19 protein-coding genes are annotated in these 22485 nt (G+C 36.0%); all 19 read right to left on the bottom strand.

The genetic code is table 11. From position 1 onward, the window contains the following. The 19 genes from acpS to ACTTG8_RS06000 all read right to left on the bottom strand — a co-directional run bounded on the left by acpS (position 1) and on the right by ACTTG8_RS06000 (position 22402). Positions 1-360, bottom strand: coding sequence for a holo-ACP synthase (gene acpS, locus ACTTG8_RS06090; RefSeq protein ID WP_442561232.1), 360 nt, complete (start codon positions 358-360; stop codon positions 1-3). A gap of 12 nt (positions 361-372) precedes the next feature. Continuing rightward, positions 373-1008 (bottom strand): redox-sensing transcriptional repressor Rex, encoded by a 636-nt coding sequence (locus tag ACTTG8_RS06085; RefSeq protein WP_442561231.1) that lies wholly within the window; start codon positions 1006-1008, stop codon positions 373-375. 75 nt (positions 1009-1083) lie between these two features. Then, positions 1084-3177: a polyribonucleotide nucleotidyltransferase gene (locus ACTTG8_RS06080; RefSeq protein WP_442561230.1), complete on the bottom strand. Its 2094-nt coding sequence runs from the start codon at positions 3175-3177 to the stop codon at positions 1084-1086. Positions 3178-3192: 15 nt separating this feature from the next. Then, positions 3193-5457 carry an EAL domain-containing protein gene (locus ACTTG8_RS06075; protein WP_442561239.1) on the bottom strand — a complete coding sequence of 755 codons (2265 nt, stop codon included), beginning with the start codon at positions 5455-5457 and terminating at the stop codon, positions 3193-3195. A 28-nt stretch (positions 5458-5485) separates the two neighbouring features. Further along, positions 5486-6322 carry a phosphatidylserine decarboxylase gene (locus ACTTG8_RS06070; RefSeq protein ID WP_442561229.1) on the bottom strand — a complete coding sequence of 279 codons (837 nt, stop codon included), beginning with the start codon at positions 6320-6322 and terminating at the stop codon, positions 5486-5488. Positions 6323-6324: 2 nt separating this feature from the next. After that, positions 6325-6972 carry a CDP-alcohol phosphatidyltransferase family protein gene (locus ACTTG8_RS06065; protein ID WP_442561228.1) on the bottom strand — a complete coding sequence of 216 codons (648 nt, stop codon included), beginning with the start codon at positions 6970-6972 and terminating at the stop codon, positions 6325-6327. 24 nt (positions 6973-6996) lie between these two features. Next, positions 6997-7668, bottom strand: a complete 672-nt coding sequence (locus ACTTG8_RS06060) for a phosphatase PAP2 family protein (protein WP_442561227.1) — start codon at positions 7666-7668, stop codon at positions 6997-6999. 161 nt (positions 7669-7829) lie between these two features. Next, positions 7830-8705 carry an aldose 1-epimerase family protein gene (locus tag ACTTG8_RS06055; protein WP_442561226.1) on the bottom strand — a complete coding sequence of 292 codons (876 nt, stop codon included), beginning with the start codon at positions 8703-8705 and terminating at the stop codon, positions 7830-7832. A gap of 133 nt (positions 8706-8838) precedes the next feature. Then, positions 8839-11814 (bottom strand): Ig-like domain-containing protein, encoded by a 2976-nt coding sequence (locus ACTTG8_RS06050; protein WP_442561225.1) that lies wholly within the window; start codon positions 11812-11814, stop codon positions 8839-8841. Positions 11815-11976: 162 nt separating this feature from the next. Further along, entirely contained in the window at positions 11977-12885 is a 909-nt protein-coding gene (locus tag ACTTG8_RS06045) for a dihydroorotate dehydrogenase (RefSeq protein ID WP_442561224.1), read from the bottom strand. Continuing rightward, positions 12885-13685: a dihydroorotate dehydrogenase electron transfer subunit gene (locus ACTTG8_RS06040; RefSeq protein WP_442561223.1), complete on the bottom strand. Its 801-nt coding sequence runs from the start codon at positions 13683-13685 to the stop codon at positions 12885-12887. The genes ACTTG8_RS06045 and ACTTG8_RS06040 overlap by 1 nt, the downstream gene beginning before the upstream one ends. A gap of 11 nt (positions 13686-13696) precedes the next feature. Continuing rightward, positions 13697-14614 (bottom strand): orotidine-5'-phosphate decarboxylase, encoded by a 918-nt coding sequence (gene pyrF / locus ACTTG8_RS06035; RefSeq protein ID WP_442561222.1) that lies wholly within the window; start codon positions 14612-14614, stop codon positions 13697-13699. Continuing rightward, positions 14615-15910, bottom strand: coding sequence for a dihydroorotase (locus ACTTG8_RS06030; RefSeq protein WP_442561221.1), 1296 nt, complete (start codon positions 15908-15910; stop codon positions 14615-14617). A 116-nt stretch (positions 15911-16026) separates the two neighbouring features. Then, complete coding sequence (locus tag ACTTG8_RS06025; RefSeq protein WP_442561220.1) at positions 16027-16953, bottom strand: exopolyphosphatase; 927 nt, start codon at positions 16951-16953, stop codon at positions 16027-16029. A gap of 141 nt (positions 16954-17094) precedes the next feature. Continuing rightward, on the bottom strand, positions 17095-18384 hold the full coding sequence (locus ACTTG8_RS06020; protein WP_442561219.1) for a S41 family peptidase: 1290 nt from the start codon (positions 18382-18384) through the stop codon (positions 17095-17097). 36 nt (positions 18385-18420) lie between these two features. Further along, positions 18421-19647, bottom strand: coding sequence for a murein hydrolase activator EnvC family protein (locus ACTTG8_RS06015; RefSeq protein WP_442561218.1), 1227 nt, complete (start codon positions 19645-19647; stop codon positions 18421-18423). After that, positions 19640-20545 (bottom strand): permease-like cell division protein FtsX, encoded by a 906-nt coding sequence (gene ftsX, locus ACTTG8_RS06010; protein ID WP_442561217.1) that lies wholly within the window; start codon positions 20543-20545, stop codon positions 19640-19642. Before ftsX ends, ACTTG8_RS06015 begins: the two co-directional genes overlap by 8 nt. Further along, complete coding sequence (gene ftsE / locus ACTTG8_RS06005; RefSeq protein WP_442561238.1) at positions 20517-21221, bottom strand: cell division ATP-binding protein FtsE; 705 nt, start codon at positions 21219-21221, stop codon at positions 20517-20519. The genes ftsX and ftsE overlap by 29 nt, the downstream gene beginning before the upstream one ends. 92 nt (positions 21222-21313) lie before the next feature. Then, the gene (locus tag ACTTG8_RS06000; protein WP_442561216.1) at positions 21314-22402 is read right to left on the bottom strand and encodes a PucR family transcriptional regulator; all 1089 of its coding nucleotides are present in this window, start codon (positions 22400-22402) and stop codon (positions 21314-21316) included. Positions 22403-22485 lie beyond the last annotated feature (83 nt).

The following is a 22485-nucleotide window of genomic DNA, read 5'->3' as shown; positions in this document are numbered from 1 at the left end:
TTACCCCTCCGCAACCACTACAGCTGTAGTATAATCTTTCGTATCAGAAATTGAAACAAAAAACTTTTCAATACCAAGTTCTTTCTGCTTTTCTAATGCCTTTCCATAAAGTCTCACATATGGCCTACCATTTTCATCTCTTAGAACTTCAATTTCCTTAATTCTAATTCCGTTAAAACCTGTTCCCATAGATTTAGCCACAGCTTCTTTTACAGCCCAATTGCCAGCCGCCGAATCATCCCTTTTCTTAATAAGTTCTCTCTCATTTTCGGTAAAAACATACGACAAAAAAGCATCCTTTACGCATGCTTTTTTGACTCTTTCTTTTTCAATTATATCGTTGCCAATACCTATTATCACTATTATCTTCCTTTATTTAGAAATTTTATCTTTTAATGAGTATGAAAGCCTCATCAATGTATCAGAAAGATGAATCGTTTCTACAACAACATCCTTTGGCAGCCTAAGATCTACCGGAGCGAAATTCCATATTGCCTTGATACCGTATTTTACAAGTTTAACAGCTATTTCCGTCGCCGTATCCTTAGGAACTGTAAGTGCTGCTATATCCACTTGATTATTCTTAATATAGCTTTCAAGTTCATCCATTCCTAAAATTTCTACGTTACCTATCTTTTTACCAACTAATTCAGGTCTTATATCAAAGGCTTTCTTTACAAAAAATCCCCTTTTAGCAAAATCAGTATAATTAGTTAAAGCAGTACCAAGATTTCCTGCTCCAACTATAACAATATTATAATCTTTATCAAGTCCTAGAATCTTAGCTATTTCATTGTATAAATATTCTACATTATAACCGTATCCCTGTTGACCAAAGCCTCCAAAATTATTCAAATCCTGCCTAATCTGGGATGCTGTAACCTGCATTTTCTCACTTAAATCTTTTGACGAAATCCTATCTATTCCTGACTTAAGAAGGTCCCCTAAATATCTGTAATACCTCGGCAGCCTTTTTATGACTGCGGGGGATATATTTTTTGATTCCATAATATCTCCTCCATCCCCTCTTTATTTTAATTCAGAGGCCAAATTTTCATTCGGCCTCCCATATTTAGACTAGATTTATGCTCCGGTAGGTACATCCTTAATACTAAAAGATATTCTTCCCATCTTATCTTTTCCAAGGCAGATAGTTTTGACTATATCACCAAGGGTAAGCACATCCTCAACATTATTGATTCTCTCTTTTGCAACCTTCGAAATATGAACCATTCCTTCTTTACCCGGTGCAAATTCCACAAAAGCTCCAAATTCCTTAATAGATATAACTTTACCGGTATAAATCTTACCTTCCTCAAACTCTGTAACTATCATTCTAATGATTTCTTTAGCTTCATTTATCTTATTAATGTCTGTTCCACAGATACTTACATTTCCCTCATCAGTTATATCAATCTTAACACCTGTCTTATCTATAATGGCGTTGATAGTCTTCCCTTTCTGTCCAACCACCTCGCCGATTTTATCAGGATCAATCTTAATCTGCTCTATCTTAGGCGCATATTCGTTAACACTTTCCCTTGGTGCTGCAATAGCAGGTTTCATACAAGTATCCATAATGAACATTCTAGCTTCTCTTGTTCTTGCTATTGCACCCTCAACAATTTCTCTAGTAAGTCCATGAATCTTAATATCCATCTGGATAGCTGTAATACCCTCGGTGGTACCTGTTACCTTAAAATCCATATCTCCAAAGAAATCTTCAAGTCCCTGAATATCAGTAAGAAGTACATAATCATCATCTGCCTCACCAGTGACCAGACCACAAGATATACCTGCAACCATACTTTTTATAGGTACACCTGCTGCCATCAGCGACATACAGGATGCACATGTAGATGCCATAGATGTAGATCCATTTGACTCAAATGTCTCTGATACTGTACGGATAGCATAAGGGAACTCCTCCTCACTAGGAAGTACAGGAATTAAAGCTCTTTCAGCTAAAGCTCCATGACCAATCTCTCTTCTTCCCGGTCCTCTTGAAGGCTTAGTTTCACCAACAGAATATGAAGGGAAGTTATAATGATGAATATATCTCTTATATGTTTCTTCTGCATTAAGTCCATCCACTTTTTGAACTTCTGAAAGTGGTGCAAGTGTAGTTATATTGCATATCTGTGTCTGACCTCTTGTAAACATAGCAGAACCATGTACGCGAGGAATAATATCCGTTTCTGCTGCAAGAGTTCTTATCTGATTCATTTCACGACCATCCGGACGCTTATGATCCTTCAATATCATCTTTCTTACAGTCTTTTTCTGATACTGGTATACTGCATCAGCAAGGAAAGGAAACCACTCTTCATTTTCTGCAAAATGCTCTGTGAGCCTGTCCATAATTGCTGAAATATTTTCTTCTCTAATCTGCTTTTCATCTGTAAATACAGCCTTTTCCATTTCCTCAGGAGTTACAACTTCTTTTATCGCCTCAAAAAGCTCTTCAGGAACGGCATATCTCTCATACTCTGACTTAGGCTTTCCACACTCAGCGACTATCTTCTCAATAAAGGCAATTATCTCCTGATTCACTTCATGAGCCTTATAAATAGCCTCTATCATCCTAGCTTCTGGTATTTCATCTGCTCCGGCTTCTATCATAATAACCTTTTCTTTAGTAGAAGCTACTGTCAGCTTAAGAGCTGAAACTGCCATCTCAGCATTACTTGGATTAATGATAAACTCATCATTAATAAGACCTATCTGTGTAGTTGCACAAGGCCCGTCAAAAGGCACATCTGAAATTGCTGTAGCAATAGCAGAACCAAGCATAGCTGTAAGTTCAGGTGAACAGGTAGGATCAACACTCATAACAAGGTTGTTAAGTGTAACATCATTTCTATAATCCTTCGGAAACAAAGGACGCATAGGTCGGTCAATTACTCTTGAGGTAAGAACTGCATTTTCAGAAGCCTTTCCCTCTCTCTTATTAAAACCACCAGGAATTTTACCTACTGCATACTGTTTCTCCTCATATTCAACAGAAAGTGGAAAGAAGTCAATTCCCTCCCTTGGCTTTTCTGAAGCTGTACAAGTTGAAAGCACAACTGTATCTCCATAGTGCATAAGTGCTGCACCATTTGCCTGTTTCGCAACTCTGCCTACATCCACTGTAAGAGGACGTCCTGCAAGTTCCATAGTAAAACTCTTAAACATATTTTATATCTCCTTTTATCTCTCTTGTTTCATATTAACTTTTTCAAACTCTTCAATTGATACAGGTTTTGCAAATAAATATCCCTGAAAATAATCACATTTAACACTTTTTAAGAATTCAAACTGTGACTTTGTCTCTACTCCTTCACAAACTACCAACATATCGAGAGCTTTAGAAAGCTGAACTATCATTTCAATTATTTTACGGCTCTTCTCCTCATCCTTTGTCTTGTAAAGAAAGCCCATATCCAGTTTAATTACATCCACCGATATATCTTTCAGCATATTAAGTGAGGAGTAACCACTACCAAAATCATCCATCTCCACTGTAAACCCGAAGTCTCTAAGTTTCTCAACTATCATAAGCCTACTTTCAACATCCTTCATAATTACAGTTTCTGTAATTTCAAGTTTAAGTCTTGAAGGGTCTATTTCATATTTAGTTACTAAATCTGTAAACTCTTTATAAATATCCAAAAAATAAAAATCAGCAGGTGAAATATTTACAGAAACATAGTACTCTCCCTTACCTTCATCTTTCCACTTTCTAAGTAGCTTTGCAACCTGATTCCATACAAATACATCCACCTTGCTTATAAGGCCGTTTTTCTCAAACATCTCAATGAATCTGTAAGGAGGTATCATCCCCTCTGTAGGATGAAGCCATCTTATAAGAGCTTCTGCACCTATTACCTTACCTTCATCATTACACTGCGCCTGAAGATATACCTTAAGCTGGTTTTCCTCAATTGCCCTATCCAATTCTCCTGAAAGCCGCTGCTCCCAATATTTAGTTTCTCTGATTCTATCATCATAGTAAAATATCTTGTTCTTATAATCTTCTTTATTTTCTGCAATAGCCATTCCTGCCCTGTCAATCATAGTGGAGGCCGAAATGCTTCTATCTTCTATCTTGTAAACTCCTATCTGCATATGTATAGGATAATGGATTCCATCTTCCATAGAAATCTCTTTGGCAAGTTCTACAAAAACTTTTTCATCATACTTATCCTTCTCAATAAGTACACAGAACTTATCTCCTGAAAGTCTGCAATAAAGAGTATCTTTCGAAATTTTTTCCCTTAACTTCCATACTATGGAATTAAGCACCCTATCTCCTACTGCCTTACCAAAAGAATCATTGATAAGCTTAAAATTTTTGACATCTGAACATAACATATAATATTCTGTATAGGGATCATCTGCAAGTATTTCATTTACCCTTTCACAAAAATAATCACCATTATAGCTTCCTGTAAGCTTATCATGAGTCGCCTTATACTTATCATTGTTAAAAATCTCGATTTCTATAGTCTTATCCTTTATCTTATAATAGCTTCCTTCCATTTTCCCATTTCTGTACAATTTTTTATATAGAATATCAAAATGTCTCATCTGACTTTTAATCGGAGTGGAACAAAGGGCTGAATATTCTACCTTTGTATCATCAAACCCCTCCAAGCAAAACATTTTATTGATCTGTTCAATTACTGAAGAATAATCATCATCTATATTAAAAAAATGTTTCGCTGTTTCGTTCAAGTATACACATACATTGTCAATATCTAAAAAGACAATTATATCATCTGTTTTTGATATAATATGGGAAAGCATCTTATCTATCAGCATTATCTGCTTATTTTCAAGCAAGATAACATATGTTGCAATAACTCCAAGTGCATAAGCTATAATTGATATATCTATTGCATAGTTAAGAATCCTATATATTGCACTTATGATTACTGCACCCGCAAACACAAAGAGGAGCATGAGGTATTTTCCCCAATACACAGTACTTAGTCCTATTATTTTATAAATAATTATGAAACTTGTAAGAATTACAACTCCATATGCTATAATGCTATGAAGTGTATACAGAGGCTGTGTAATAATAGCATGATAATACCACTGCCCTATTTTTACTTTCTCTATTATAAATAAAGACTTAGTAAATATATTGCCCACAAGCAAAATTCCATCAAAAATGATTACTAGATATAAAAATCTAAACTTTTTAGCATTTTTTATTTCATGTCCTGTCACTTCAATTGCAATCTTTAATATTACATATCTCATAAAACAAATACTTGTTAGATATACCGAATGCATTATAAGTGCAGCCTGCACAGTCTTAGTGAATAATAAAAAGGCTTGAATAAAAATTGATACAACAGTGACTATTAACAGTAGCCTGACATTCTTTGCAATTGGCTGCTTCTTTTTTAATGATAAATAAATGCACACACTTAAAATACAAAGCAAAATAGTAAACAGACTCATAAATGTTACTACAATTGAACTCATTAATCTACCTCAATTTTTCATCCATTTTTACCGCCAAAGACCTGCCCAAATATACAGGTATTTCTTTCATCTTCTTCAACTTAGTTATAGTTTGTCTATCAAAACATATACTATCCTTTTGAACTATAACTACAATTGTAGAACCACCAAACTCGAAACATCCTTTTTCCATTCCTCTTAAAACCCTGCCGGTAAGTTTATGGTTTGATATTTTTCCTACCATAATAGCCCCTACTTCCATTTGGATCATCTTCCCAAAATTTTCTGTTTCAAGCACTGTATATTCTCTTGTATTTTCTGTAAACACAGGATACTTACAGAGCGCCACCGGCCTTACACAATGCAGCTTTCCACTTATACACCTTGTGGACTTAATCATAGCATCATCCACAAAGATATATCTATGGTAATGCTTGGGTGTAAGCCTGTAAATAAGAGCATAGCCTCCTTCAAATTCCTTTGAAAGTTCCCTGTCCTTTAACAGACTTTCTAAATTATATCTAGTATTCTTTATTCTAAAAAAAGATTCTTTGTCCAATTTTACCACAGATAGCAATCCATCACAAGGGTTTATAAAATGATTTTCTCTATCATCAATTTCTATCACCTTTTTTCTTCTTTTAAAAAAATCATTAAAAGAATAGAAACCCTTAGCAGGCACTTCTATTCCTTCCAATGAAATACTATTTTTCCTTATAAACTCCGGTATCAATACTCTCGAAAACGCAGAATCCAGTATAGCCCCACCTAACTTAGATATAATAGGCTTTGTTAATAATTTAAGCAACATTCTGCCTGCCTTTGTATTATATAAAAACCTTACAGAAAAATCTTCTCTCATAATTAACGCCATCCCATCAAAAATATAATACCAATAACTTCCAAAAGCCCTATTGCAACTATTACAATCTTCCCAAAAGTTTTTGGTTTTTTAAGAGAAAATGGTGAAACAAAGCCACACATTACAATAGCTAACAGCACAAGATAGATAACTTTACTCTCTATAACCCCCGGTATCAGCTCCATGTATGATAAAATATAAACAGCAGGAAGTGAAATTGCTATTGTTGTTACAGGTAAACCAAAATATATAGTTCTAGGTTTTGTTGTTTCTCTCTGTCTTTCCTCTTCAAGCACATTGAAATATGCAAGCCTTATCAGAGCTGCAAGCAAATAAAATGATGCTAAAACACCGGAAAGAATTGTATAACCCGGCAAAGAATATACAAAAAGAGCCGGAAATACCCCAAAACTTATTAGGTCGCTAAGAGAATCTATCTGAATCCCAAATCTCTTTTCTCTATCATCTCTTTCTTTTGTGGCTGCCACCATGCCATCAAACATATCGCATACTCCCGCCACCATAAGGCAGACTATAGCTACGGATAATTTATATTCAAAAATCATTAATATGCCAACAAAAGCAGAAAGCATACCCAAATAGGTAAGCACAACCGTATAATTATAATATCCTAACAGTCCTTTTTTCATGATACTCCCTTCATCAAATCTCTCTTAAACCAACTTTAATACTTTGTTTAATCTCATAATCACTTTTTCATATATTCCTGCAAAACTATATTGTACTATAAAATAGCTACCTTCTGCAAGCCCTATTCCTCCAAGCACATCAATTATTACATGTTGCTTGGTTGTAAGAGTTGATATGCACACGCTTATCGCATAAAGTAAAGAAAACCATACATAAGGCTTTGGAATAATCTTATTTTTCCTTACTGCTATATAACAAAACCAGCTGGTAAGACAGTGAATGGACGGAAATAAATTATCCGCAGCATCACTCTCATATACATAATTCATAAGATAATTCCATAATCCCCCGTTTCCTACTTCCGGTCTTATATTAGTTGTAGGCACAACGAGAAAGCATAGCAGACAGATTGTTTTCGCAAAAAAATCAGCACTTATAAGCCTAAACGCCTCTTTCCTATCCTGCCTAACACCAATTATATAATTAGCAATCCAATAAATATAACAGCTCAAATATATGGATACAGTCCAAGGCAGAAATGGTATCATATCGTCTATGAATACTTCAGCATTCATATGGTACCAGTCTGTTGTAAATATCCTTGAACCATAATATGCCAACATATTCCATGACAGAGAAAGTAACAGTGGAATAATCATAATCTTAGGTACAATAGCTATTGATTTTTTCTTCATTAAAATACCTTTCTATATTAAAATATTTTATACTCTGCTTGCCTATACCAAAATCAAACCTTCTATATAGATAATATAAACAAGTCTCATCAACATATTGTACCTAAGAGTTCTTACAGAATCATAAGAATTTCCTTACAACTTTTATAATAAGAACTTGACTAGTTAATTTCTATCTTATATGAATTGTTAAATTTTTCACCAATTTCAAGAACTATATTACATTCTCTTTCCGAAAGTTCTCCTTCAAACTCAGCTCTGTCACAGCGTCCAAACCATGGCTCAATACATACAAAAGGAGCATTAGCCTTCTCCAAAGACCAAATTGCAAGTATAGGCATATCAAAGCTCACTGTAACATATTTTTTGCCATCCGGCTTAATTAAAGACACTTCTGATATCTGCCTATCCTCAAAAATATATGTGGTTTCATCAAAGTATTCTTTTGTAATTACACTTTTTCCATTTTCAAGCTGCAGTTCTTTAAGTTCTGAAAGTCTTAATCCTGTTTGATTATCTGCCCCATAATGTTTAGGATTGCCACTAGAATTAAATTCCAAAGAATAGCCTTCCTTGCCTTCTTCCTCATCTATAGGACAATTAAATCCCGGATGTGCCCCTATGTTAAAATACATAGCCTTATCACCCTTATTCTGTACTTCCCACATTACTTCAATCTTATTCTCACAAAGCCTATAACCTATTTTAAGCGAAAAATGAAACGGGTATATTCTATATGTATCTTCATTATCTTCTATTTCGAACCATATTTCATTATCTCTCTTATCTACACAGGTAAATATCATATCCCTCGCAAAGCCATGCTGCTCCATAGGATATTTTTTACCTTCATATACAAATTCTTTATTTTTTAACCTACCTATAAAAGGAAAAAGAATCGGAGATCTACGCCCCCAGTATTTAGCATCGCCCTGCCAGAGATATTCCTTTCCTTTCATATCTTTAATCGAAACAAGCTCTGCACCCTTATCTGCTATAGCTATTTCTAAAAATTCATTTCTTAATTTGTAACACATAATCTTCTCCTCCAAGTTTATTTATTATATCTAGTTTACATTCAGCATTAAATTTAATCAATACCTATAATAAATAAAAAAAGTTATGGGAGCATTATTTCTCCCATAACTTTTTATAACAAAATCTTTTATATTATTTTAACTTAAAGTTAAATGTTCCTTTTACTCCACTTGCAAATGTTGCCTCAACAGTAACCATATCCCCTGCTTTTGCACCGCTAAAAACTACCTGAGATGTATTATTCCACTCAGCTTTTATATCTGAATTTGAAGAGGATACGAGCTTAATTCCATAAAGAGTTTTCTTGGTAAACTCAGTTGAAGGGTTAACTCCATTTGCCACAGATGTATACTTATCATATATAATAAGTTCATCCCTAATTCCTTCAAATGTAAAGTTTGCTAATGCCAGCTCTGATGTCTTTGCTTCAACCTTTGTCACAGTTGGAGTCTGAACAGACACTGTCACCGTCTTTGTTACCTCTGTACCACTAGGATTGTTTACAACTGCTGTTACAGTATCTGTAAAATCACCTTTTTTAGCATCTTCATAACCTCTGCTTGGCTTAAGTACATTGCCAACTACAAGTCCCTTTGCATCTCTAATTGTAAAATTTGTATCGTCAAGCTTTACAACCGAACCGTCACCTGCAACACCTGTAACAACCGGACTAACAGCATCATAACCTAAAGTTGAATCTGAACTGCTGTAAATCGCTGAAGGAAGGCTTAAGTTAAAGCTTGTAAGGTTCTTAATATCTGCTGCCGTAACATTTACATTTATCTCAGAGCCTGCTACCTGATTTGTTCCTGTTGCATCCTTATAAATTGCAAAGGTAAATCTTTCTGTTTCATAACTGGTAAGTGATGTATCTGTAGCTGCAAAACTAAGTGTCTTAGAATTTAACTCACTAAGTTTAACCAGTGTCACCCCTGCTGCTACTGTAGCTCCCGGAGCATTTATGCTAAATCTTGTACCTGTACCATTCTTCTTTACTCCAAGATAATAATTAGACATACCTGAGAGATCTGTAAGTTCACGTCCTTTATTATCAATTACCTTAACTTTTGTAAGCACATTCTCAGTAGTTTTACCAACCAGAACTCCTTCCACTGTAAAGTTCCTAAGGCTAGTAGGAATAGCAGGTGCATTTACTGTAAATGTCAATGGCACCGGCTGCATATTAGATGCAATTGTAAATATTGCTGTTGTCTGCATCTGTGTAAATGCCGAACTCCAAGTAATACCATTTATATGATTGTCTTTCTTAGCATCATACTTAAGTTTTGCAGTACCATTAGCTGTATTCTCCCAAGAAAATGCCTCCGGAAGTTTCACTCCATATTTATCATTACTAAGAATAGAATAATCTGTAATTGCAACTCCTGCATCATTAGTTGCCGAATAATTAAAGTAAGCTGTCTCACCTGCATATACTTCACTAGGAGCTGTTATGCTAAGTTTAGATACCTGTTTTGTTCCTGATACCTCAACTTTGGTTGTTGTAATGTTGTTTCCACTTGTTCCATAAAGTGAAACGAAAGTTACCGTTGCAGTACCGGCCTTAACGCCGTCTGTTCCTTTAAGTGGAATTGCTATATAGTCTGTTCCATCCACTGTCATTAACGTACTATAAACTACATTATCCATCATCAGTCCTGTAAGCCCCGGACTAAAAGTTATGCTAACTCCATCTGTAGACTTCATCTTTCTACCATACTGATCCTTTACCTCTACAAGAAGTCTTGCAGCCCCATTCTCAGACGCATTATTTACTGTCAAGTTGTAAGGTTTCCTTGTATTATTGCTATACAATCCCTTAACAGTTACTGAATTAGCCTTTGACTTAGCTGCCAGTGTAAGGTTAAAATTCTTTACAATCTGAGTTACAGTATCTATCTTGCTGATGTTAAGATTTATAGGCATATTTAAGCTAAGGTTTGCAGCCATACCTGTCACATCAATAGTTCCCTTTGATGGATTAACAGTAGCTGTACCTACCGATGCATTAACTGTGAGTCCGAACACAGTTTTTGTAATATCCTCATTAAACTGGTTTTTAACAACATATTCGATTGTACCGCCTGATGAAGAATTATCTCCATTTAATACAAGGTATTTATTAGGAACATCAATATTGGTTACTTTAGCCTCCTCACCTTTAAATGCAACAGACTTTCCACCAAATTCTACGGTATAATCACCATTCTGAATATTAGCTGTCATCTCAAGCACAGCCTCTGTAGCTGAAGAGTTAAGAGTTACACTTGTTATATCTCTTGTACTTAATCCTAATTTAACGGTGTAATCTTTTACATTATTAGTAAGTTTCTGACCTGTTACAGTTATCTTCTTGGCTCCTGTCTGTTTGCCCATAAATTCAGAAGGCTTACTTGCAACTACAACCTTAATTCTTGCAGTTACTTTTTTGCTATCAGCAGTAGCCTTACCCGCACTTCTCTGGCTGCCAATTACATCTATATAACTTTCACCTACCTTATTAGCTGTTATAGTGAAATCCTTAGCACTTGCCTTAAGCTTTGATAAAGAAACAACATCTGAATTATCTGCTGTCACATATGTATTGTAAGTAGAACTTACGCCACCTGCCTTTGATACCTTATCTGAAAGCTTATAATTTGCAGTAAGTGTCTTGCTATCGCCTTCTGTTAAATTTACTTCTGTAACAGCAGTTCCGTTATCCTCTAAAGTCATGCTCTCTGCTCTTGTGAAAACCTTAACAAGAGCCTTATATTTTTTATTTTTATATTTTGCTGTAATAACTGCTGAACCGTTGCTTTTCGCAGTAAGCTTACCTGTCGTTTTATTTACACTGACTATATTCTTATCAGCACTTGACCATTTAACCTTTTTAGAAATATTTTTCCCTTTAATAATAAGGTCAAGATCTACCTTCTTCTCTCCTATATAAGCTGATGTACCTTTCTTTGCAGAAAAAATTGTTTTTTTACCATGTAATACTACTCCACTCTTTGCTGCCGCCTTTACCTCTGACACATTAAAACCCGGTACAAAACTGAGTCCCATCGAAAGTGCAAGCGCAAATGACAAACTCTTTACTGCCTTATTCATATTCTTTTTTCTCATTTTTATTTCCTCACATTCATATATTATTTTTAATCCAAGTTGTTACTGAAGTTTATGTCCATATAATAAATCTATGCTGTGTCAGTTTTATGCGCAATTTCTTACATTTTTCTTTCTTATTAACTACTATTAGTTCAGTTTTATGTCATTTTATTGACAGCACTACTCCACACATCCTATAATTTCACCAATATCATCTATATGATATTTTGACATATAGGCTTCGATCCCTTTTACAACTTCCACACTAGCAGCAGGATTGTTAAAATTGGCAGTACCAACACTTACTGCAGTAGCACCTGCCATAAGAAACTCTATGGCGTCTTCTCCGGTCATAATCCCCCCCATCCCTATGATAGGCAGTTTAACAGCCTTACTTACCTGATATACCATTCTTATAGCTACCGGTTTTACGGCAGGGCCGGAAAGACCACCCGTTTTATTTGCGAGGGCAAATTTTCTCTTATGAATATCAATTTTCATTCCTGTAAGAGTATTAATAAGAGAAAGTCCATCTGCTCCACCAGCTTCACAAGCCTTTGCCAGTTCAGTTATATCCGTAACATTTGGAGTAAGTTTCATAATGACCGGCTGTTTAGCATATTTTTTAATAGCCTTTGTAACTTCAAACGCTGCATCGGGATTAGTTCCGAAAGTAATGCCTCCGGCCTTAACATTTGGACAGGAAATATTTATTTCAAGCAGCTTCACTACCTCATTATCAGCAAGTCTCTTCACTACTTCTACATATTCCTCAGTAGTATGGCCGCAAACATTTGCCATAACTACCGTATCGATATTTTTCAGTTTTTCTAAATCTCTCTTAATAAAAACATCTATACCCGGATTCTGAAGACCTATTGCATTAAGCATTCCTGAAGATGTTTCAGCCACCCTCGGAGTCTGATTTCCCTTCCAAGCAACATCAGAAACCCCCTTTGTTGTAAGACCTCCCAAGAGCGATAAGTCTATATAGTCCATAAATTCTGCACCGGAACCAAATGTCCCTGAGGCTGTCATTACCGGATTTTTCAGTTTCACTCCGGCTATTTCCACACTCATATTTCCCATTAAATAACTACCTCCGTAGATAAAAACACCGGTCCGTCCTTGCAGACTCTTTTATTAGTCACATTGCTATGATTGTCTACTTTCACAGACTCGCACACACAGCCCAGACAGACTCCTATTCCACAAGCCATTCTTTCCTCCAGTGAAATATAGGTAGGAATATTTCTCTCTTCTCCATAACCTTTTACACCTTTTAACATAGGCATAGGTCCACAGGAGAAAATATCCGTTATACCATATTTTTCTGCTACCTTAAGTTCATTAGCCACATCAATTACAGTTCCCTTATAGCCAAGACTTCCGTCATCCGTAGCTATTATTACTTCTGCATACTTTTTAAAATCTTCTACAAGAAAAGTATCTTTAGTTCTATATCCCAGTACAGCAACAGCCTTCTTTCCTTTTGACTGCAATTCTTTTGCTGCCTCAAGAAGTGGAGGAATTCCTATTCCTCCACCAAAAAGAAGTACAGCCTTTCCGGTTTTATCTACCGGAAAACCATTCCCCAGACTTCCAATAATTTCTATATTATCCACATCCGGCAAAAGTCTTGCAAACTCAGCAGTTCCCTCTCCTACAATCCTATATACGAGCCTCATCCTGTCTGTTTCTCTGTCTATTTCACAAATGCTTATAGGACGAGGCAGAAGTCTTGAACCATCTCTCGTATAAAGAGATACAAACTGTCCTGTTTCTGCTTTTTTTGCAATACTTCCTACCTCTATCCACATAGAAAACACATCTTCTGCAAGCTCTGTATTTTCTAATATTTTAGCCTTAATCTTAGACTTAAATTCCATTCAATTTCTCCTTAGAATATAGATGCTATATCATTTTTCATATCTATTACTGCTGCCCTTGCAGCCTCGGCAAAGCCCTCTTCTCCAAATTCAGCATATTTCTCCTGCTTATATGCAGCTATTATTCCTCTAGACGAATTAACTATCGCCCCAAGTCCGTCTTTATTAAAGAACGGCTTAAGCTCCGCTGCAGTTCCTCCCTGTGCACCATATCCCGGTACAAGGATGTAAGCCTTAGGCATAATATCTCTAAGCACCTTTCCCATTTCAGGATAGGTTGCCCCTACAACAGCTCCTACTTCGCTATAATCTCCTTTTACCAAATCCAGTCCCCACTCATCTACCTTCTTACCCACAAGTTCGTAGAGAGCCTTTTCTCCTATTTTCTGATCTTGAAATTCTCCACTTGAAGGATTAGATGTCTTTACTAAAATAAATAACCCCTTATCGTTCTTCTTGCACTCATCTATAAAAGGCACAACTCCATCTGATCCAAGATAAGGATTGACTGTAACAAAATCCTCATCAAATGGGGAGAATTCACTCTCTCCTACCTTAACCTTACCGATATGTGCTATTGCATAGGCCGCAGAAGTAGAGCCTATGTCTCCTCTTTTAGCATCTCCTATTACTATAAGTCCCTTTTCGTGGCAGTAATCAACTGTTTTCTTAAATGCCATAAGTCCCGGAATTCCAAACTGTTCATACATAGCTATCTGTGGCTTTACAGCAGGTACTAAGTCATAAACTGCATCTACTATCTCCTTATTAAATGCAAAGATAGCATCTGCCGCCGCTTCAAGAGTTTCTCCCTTTTCATTAATTGCCTTATCAAGTAAAAATTTCGGTACAAAATTAAGTGTAGGATCAAGTCCTACAACTATAGGTGCATTAAGTGTCCTTATTTTATCAACTAATCTCTCTATCATTTAATTCTCCTCCTTAAATACTATCTTACCGTTACATAAGGTATATAAAACTTTTCCTCTTACTTTTTTGCCACCAAAAGGTGTATTCTTTCCCTTTGACACAAATTTCTCAGGGTCAATTACATATTCCTCTTCTATATCAGCTATTACAAGATCGGCTACTGCCCCCTCGTTAAGTGTACCTCTTCCATTTTTAAGTAACTTTGCAGGAGTAAGGCTCATCCTTTCCACCAAAGTCTTTATATCAAGATACTTACCTAAAAGTTCAGTTACAGTAATTGCAAAAGCTGTTTCAAGTCCTACTATACCGAATGGTGCATTTTTAATACTCTTTTCTTTCTCTTCCTTAGAGTGAGGAGCATGATCCGTAGATATCATTCCCATAACTCCACTCTTAAGTCCCTCTTTAAGAGCCTCTACATCGGCTCTACTCCTAAGTGGAGGATTCATTTTAAAATTAGCATCATCTTCTATTATATCTTCATCGGTAAGGGTAAAGTGGTGAGGGCATACTTCTGCACTTACAGGCAACCCCTTCTCCTTTGCTTCCTTAACAAACTTTACTGTATCTCTTGTAGAACAATGGCAGAGATGGATGGTAGCTCCCACTTCCTCTGCTATTGCTATATCTCTCCTTGCTATGCTGTCTTCCACCTCGTTGGTAATGCCCGCCATGCCGAGTTCCAAAGCCTTATTACCGGCATTCATAACTCCACCATTTACAAGTCCTGCATCTTCACAGTGATCAAAAAACGGTATATCAAGCCTAGCCGCCTCTATAAGTCCTTTTTTAAGTATCTCGGCATCCATAACAGACTTACCGTCTTCACTTATCGCAACTATACCTGCTTTTTTCATACCTTCGATATCTGAAAGCACCTTTCCTTCCTGCCCCATAGTTACAGTTCCACTTGGGAGCACATTGATTACAGCATCTTTTTTAATAGCTTCAAGCTGTAAATTAAGATGTTCTACCGTATCCATTACAGGCTTAGTATTAGGCATTGTTACAACTGTAGTATATCCTCCCCTTGCTGCTGCCATAGAGCCTGTTTTCACCGTTTCTTTATATTCTCCACCGGGTTCTCTAAAATGCACATGAAGATCTATAAAGCCCGGCAACACATACTTACCTGCGGCATCTATGATTACTACATTTTCTTTAGCATAGCAATCAAGACTTCCTTTCTCTCCAACCTTTTCTACCCTTCCTTCATTATCTATAAAAATATCAAATAAACCGTCTCTATCTCCCTCTACATCTACAAGATGCCCGTTTTTAATCAATGTTCCCATTTTAATCATCCCTATTTCTTTTCATATTTTTACATTTTGTACCAAACTACACTACAAAGACACTCCCTATCACTTAAAGAAAGCACCCTTAAGGATGCTCTCTTGATTTTAAAATACTAATTATTTAATTTTTCAATAATCTTTGGAAGTTCTGAGTCTACCTTATCATTTTCAAGCTGGCAGGTACCTGCATTAGCATGACCACCCCCACCATACTCAAGGCAAATATCACCTATATTAACCTGAGAATCTTTATTTACAATAGACTTACCAATCATAATCGCTGTATTCTGCTTTTTAAATCCCCAAGCAACATGGACTGAAATCTCTGTATCAGGATATAAGGCATATACCATAAATCTATTGCCGGCATAAATTGTCTCTTCATTTCTAAGGTCAATAACTGCAACCTTTCCCTCAACCTTAACAAGCCTTTTAAGCTGTGCCTTAAAAAGTTCCTGCTGTTCAAAGTAAAGATCCACTCTTTCCTTTACATCCGGAAGTGCCAATATATCATTAATTGGATGAATAAGGCAGTAATCAATAAGTTCCATCATTAAGTCATAGTTTGAAATCTTAAAGTCATGGAATCTTCCAAGACCTGTCCTTGCATCCATCACATAGTTAAGCAGAGTCCAACCCTCAGGCTCCAAAATATCATCCACTGTAAAATCAGCACTATCACCCTTATCTACAGCTTCCATTATTTCCTCTGATACTCTGGTTATTCTCTCAGCTCCACCATAATAATCGTATACAACTCTAGCTGCAGACTTTGCATATCCATCTATGATGAACTTTGTACTTGCTTCGCCTGCATCTACACGACTTAGCTCACTTTCATGGTGATCAAAAGCAAGACCTACCCTTGGGTCATATGGTAAGTTTGTAGTTATATCATTTTCGGTAATATCTACCTTGCCATCCTGTACATCTTTGGGATGTACAAATTTTATGTCATCAATTATATCAAGTTCTTTAAGTATCATAGCACATACAAGGCCATCGAAATCACTTCTTGTGACTAATCTCATTTTTCCCATAATATCCTCCAGATATTTTATAAACTAACCTATGTTAGTGTAGTATACCATAAATCAAACCTTTGTTCAATCCTAACTACTCTTTTATTTATCAAACTATAAAATTTGATACTTACTTTTATCTCAAATTCCCATAACCCTTTATCTTAAACGATTTAACTTATCCTTCACTATATCCAAAGCTTTTTCTAACTGATTATCCTCATTTCTCTCAAGTTTTCCATCCTTTAATGCTTCCTTATCAAGCTCTTCTACAATATCCGGTTCAATGCCTCTTCCATGAATATTTATACCATTTGGAGTGTAATATTTAGATACGGTTACCTTCATTGCCGTTCCGTCTCCAAAAGGAACTATGGACTGGACTATTCCCTTACCGAAGGTCTTGGTACCAACTAAGGTTGCCACCTTATAATCCTTCATAGCCCCTGAGAAAACCTCCGATGCCGATGCGGAATTTCCATTTACAAGGATAACTACAGGCTTGTCAAAGCTCAAATCATCTGTAGCTTCTTCATCCATCCTCTTCCCACTCTTGTCCACTGTATAGACAAGAAGGCCTTTTTTTATCATCCTGTCAAGCATTTCACAGGTTACATCTAATAATCCTCCCGGATTATCCCTCAAATCCACTACCAAGCCCTGCATTCCATCTTTTTCTAAGCTATCTATAGCCTCTTTAAACTGGGCTGCAGTCACTTCATCAAACTCTGTAACAGCTATATATCCTATTTTCTTTCCTTCTTTTTCTTCCATTCTGTAATTAACTGTGTCTATCTCAAGCTTTCTTCTCTCTAAGTTAAACTCTATTTCCTTTCCGTTTCTTAAAACAGTTACCTTCACAAGGGTACCTTCTTCTCCCTTTATCTTAGCCACTACCTTAGAAAGCTCAAGTCCTGCTATCTTTTCACCTGCAACCTTATAAATTACATCTCCGGAAAGCATCCCTTTTTCTTCCCCAGAGCCTTTTTTAAAAGTTTTTACTACTGTTATCGCACCTGTACTTGCATTTTGGCTAACCACAACACCTATTCCACAATAAGTTCCGCTGGATGATATATTAAATTCTTTAAATTCATCTGCATTATAATACACTGTATATGGATCTCCCAAGCTGTCTGTCATCCCTTTATATATTCCATCCATTATCTTATTATTATCTATCTCATTAAGATAATAATTGTCTATGGTATCATATAATTCACTAGACTTCTTGCTTATGTCATTCCAATCAATAGCCGCTCCTGTAGTGGTATCCTTCCTTTCTACACCGACTTCATTTGTAATCTGTGACACTTTTTTAACTGTATCAAACAAAAGTCCCCTTACAAGCCTGCTCTCAAAGGCAAGCTTAACAAAGCCTGTGGTAAATACTATCATTACAATTATTCCTACAAATACTCCTACAAAAAACTTTTTATTCTCTTTCATCAATCATCTCCATTATCTGATATGTGTATCATTGTATTAAGGCGATACATAATTCATCGGATTCACATACTGTCCATTAAGCTTCACTCCAAAATGTAGATGCGGTCCTGTCGACATTCCTGTACTTCCTACAAGAGCGATATTCTGTCCTCGGCTCACATCCTGTCCTGCCGAAACTAAAAGCTTAGACGCATGCATATACACTGTATAAAGTCCATCTCCATGGTCTATAATCACATGGTTTCCCATAGAATAATTGTAGGCAGCAGAAATTACTCTTCCTTCCTTTGCCGCAACTATCGGTGCTCCTGCATTCACTGCTATGTCTATACCATGGTGGAAATTCCCAGCTCCCGGCATCACTACCCCCCTGTAACCATAGCCCGAACTTATATACCTGCTTGAAGGCATTGGCCAGACCATCCCCGAAGAAGACGCCTTACCGGCTACAAAACTATCTCCACCCACAGTATTCATCTGCATTTTTTTTGCTGCTTCTCGTGCCCTTTTTTCCCTCTCAGCCCTCTCTGCTTCAGCAATAAGCCTGTCAATATATTTTTCTTTTTTTACTATTTCCAACTCGTACTCGCTTACCTTTTTTCCTGCTTCTTTAATAAGGGCTGCAAATTCTTCTATCTGAGCGTTTTTAGCCTCTGCCAGCCTTTCATTTTCTGTCTTTTTCTCATTTAATTCATCTAAAACAGCATTTAATTCTGTGAGTTTATTCTCTTTTTCAGACTTTTTAATTTCAGAATACGCTTTTGCCTGTTTATACCTAGCCAAAAGCGTATTGTCGTAATCTGAAATTCGGGAAATATATTCACCTTGGTTAAGCAAATCTTCTACCGAAGAAGAACCCAGTATAATATCTAAATAATCAGACTCTCCATTCTCATACATATATTTAATTCTTTTCTTCATAATATCATACTGTTCATCTTCTACCTTTTTTGCAGCCTTAACTTCTATTTCAAGTTTTTTTATATTTTCCTCTGTTTTTTCAGCTTTTTCTGAATAATCTGAAATTTTAAGCTCTATATTTTGTTTTTTTTCATCCAATTCTCTTATTGCATTCTCAATCTTATCTCTCTTTTCCTTTAGCTCTCCTACCTTTTCTTCCTGTTTTACCTTCTCTTCTTCAAGCTTTTTCTTAGCAGCTTTCTGCTTACTTATAGTATCCGCCAAAGGTATTGATATATTTTTAACAACTATTATTGAAAGTATAAACACAACTGTAAAGGCGAGTATTTTTTTCTTAAACATCTATATGCCTCCTCACAGTAAAAAAACTTCCCACAAAACCTATTCCTATCCCTATCACAAGAGAAACCGGAACAAGTACCATAAATTCATCCTTTATATCTATGAATACAAGAATATTTACAAGGGTATTAAATCTCTTTGAAAGCACCTTTACAGCACTGTCATAAATAAAATACAAGAGTCCAAGTGGCAAAACGGCACCTATGATACCAATTACTACTCCTTCTATTATAAATGGAGCACTGATAAAAAAATCTGTTGCTCCAACCATTCTCATAATAAATATCTCTTCTTTTCTCACCGAGATTCCCATAGCAATAGTAGTACTTATAAGAAAAATAGCAACAGCCAACAAGAGCGTTATTATAGTAATAGATACTATACCTACCAGTGAATTAATAGCAGAAAAACCTGAGGCAGTATTTCCATTACTGTTTACCTTCCTTACTCCCTCCAAAGTTTCAATATAGCTTACAAGCTCTGCCTGCTTTTCTATCTTTTTTACATAAACTGTATAAGAGTCACTTCCCTCAAGTGGATTATCATCACCAAAGGTCTCTATAAGTTCCGGTTTTAGAGAAGTTTGCTTATATTTCTCCCAAGCCTCGTCTGCCGAAATATAGACTGCATCCTTAACTTCCGTCCTTGCCAAAATTTTATTTCCAATTTCCTTTTTTTCCTCTTCAGTCAGCTCCTCATCAAAAAATACAGTAATGCCAACCCCTGCCTCTGCCGACCTCATCATACTACCAAAATTACTTACAATTAAGAAAAAAAGCCCAAAAATAAATAGGCAGGCAGCTATGGTACCCACTGATGCTAAAGAAAACATCCTATTTCTGTGAATACCCTTAAACCCCTCCCTAAAACTATATATCAAAGTCCGAATCTTCATCATCTGCACCGTTCATCCAATCACTTACAATCTCACCATTTTTCAATTCTATAACCCTTTTATCCATAGTCTTCACTATTTCTATATTATGGGTAACAACTACTACTGTTGTCCCCCTTCTGTTTACCTCTTCCAACAAATTCATAATTTCCCAAGAATTTTTAGGGTCAAGATTTCCAGTAGGCTCATCAGCAAGCAAAATAATAGGCTCATTTACAAGCGCCCTAGCTAGGGCAACTCGTTGCTGTTCTCCTCCGGAAAGCTCCTTTGGATAGGACTTAGCCTTATCATTTAGTCCCACTATTTCAAGCATTCTTGGAACTGTATCATTAATTTGTTTTTTAGTTTTTTCCACTATCTGCATTGCAAATGCGATATTTTCAAACACAGATCTATCCTTTAAAAGCCTAAAATCCTGAAATACCATACCTATATTTCGCCTATGTTTTGCTATTTGGCTATGCCTGAGCCTTTTTAAGTTTTTACCATTCACATAGACCTTACCCTCTGTTGGGCTTATCTCTCTCATCAAAAGCTTGAGCAGGGTTGATTTTCCTGCACCACTATCCCCTATAATAAAAACAAATTCACCCTGTTTTATCCTGATGTTAACATTCTTAAGTGAATTTGTTTCTATATTATTTTTGGACTTATAATCTTTAGAAACATTGTCAAGCATTATAGCCGGAATATCAACCCTATCTCTACCATCACTTTCTGAAAATAGTTTTCTTTTTTCAGAAAGTCTCTTTTTTCTATCATCTTTATTCATTAATACTCTAAATTCTCCATATACTTCATGTACTTAACTACCATAAGTGCAATCTTAAAGGTAATAGCATCATCAAATATTCTTATGTCAAGATTAGTAGTTTTCTGAAGCTTGTCAAGGCGATACACAAGGGTATTCCTATGAATATAGAGTTGCCTTGAAGTCTCAGAAACATTCAGACTGTTTTCAAAAAACTTATTGATGGTTGATAATGTCTCTTCATCAAACTCGTCCGGTGACTTACCGTCAAATATTTCCCTTATAAACATCTTGCAAAGGGGCATAGGAAGCTGGTAAATAAGCCTTCCAATACCAAGATTGTTATAACCTACTATATTCTGATCAGCATAGAAAATCTTGCCTACATCAAGAGCCATCTTAGCTTCCTTATAAGACCTTGACACATCCTTAATCTCAGGAACTATTGTTCCATAAGAAATACTTACTGCCGACATAGCCTCTGAATTAAGCATATCAAGCATTGTCTTAGCAACCTTAGCCATTTCATCATAACCTTCACCCGGCTTAAGTTCTTTTACAATAATGATATCTTTTTCATCTACAGCAGTTATAAAATCTTTTGACTTACCTGTAAAAAGACTCCGTACCGTCTCAAGTGCATTGGAATCCTTTTCATTTTTAGTTTCGATAAGAAATACTATCCTTCTTGCTTCTACATCAATATGGAGTTTTTTAGACCTGTTATAAATGTCAACCAAAAGAAGATTATCTAACAAGAGATTCTTAATGAAATTATCCTTGTCATATCTCTCCTTATAAGCAATGAGTAGATTTTGAATCTGAAAACTGGCAATTTTTCCAACCATGTACACATCATCATTATCGCCTCTTGCAATAATAATATACTCAAGCTGCTGCTCATCAAGAACTTTAAAAAACTGGTTACCCGAAAGCACCTGACTTTCAGCTGGAGAATCAACAAAATTAACTACAGCCTCTTCATACTGTTCAGCCTCTTCAAAAGTCGAGGCTAAGCTCTTTCCTTCAGTATCCATCACACAGAGATCAACTCTTGTAATGCTTTTAAGACCTTCTATGGTGCTTTGTAAAATTTGATTTGATATCATTTAATTCACCCCACCTATTCTTTTTTATAACCTTATTGTAATTTTACCATTCATTTATAGAAAAGTAAAGAAAAGCCGACCCT

This window comes from Catonella sp. (assembly GCF_052173895.1).
Taxonomy (GTDB): Bacteria; Bacillota; Clostridia; order Lachnospirales; family Lachnospiraceae; genus Catonella.
This window is presented reverse-complemented; position numbering and strand designations above follow the sequence as displayed.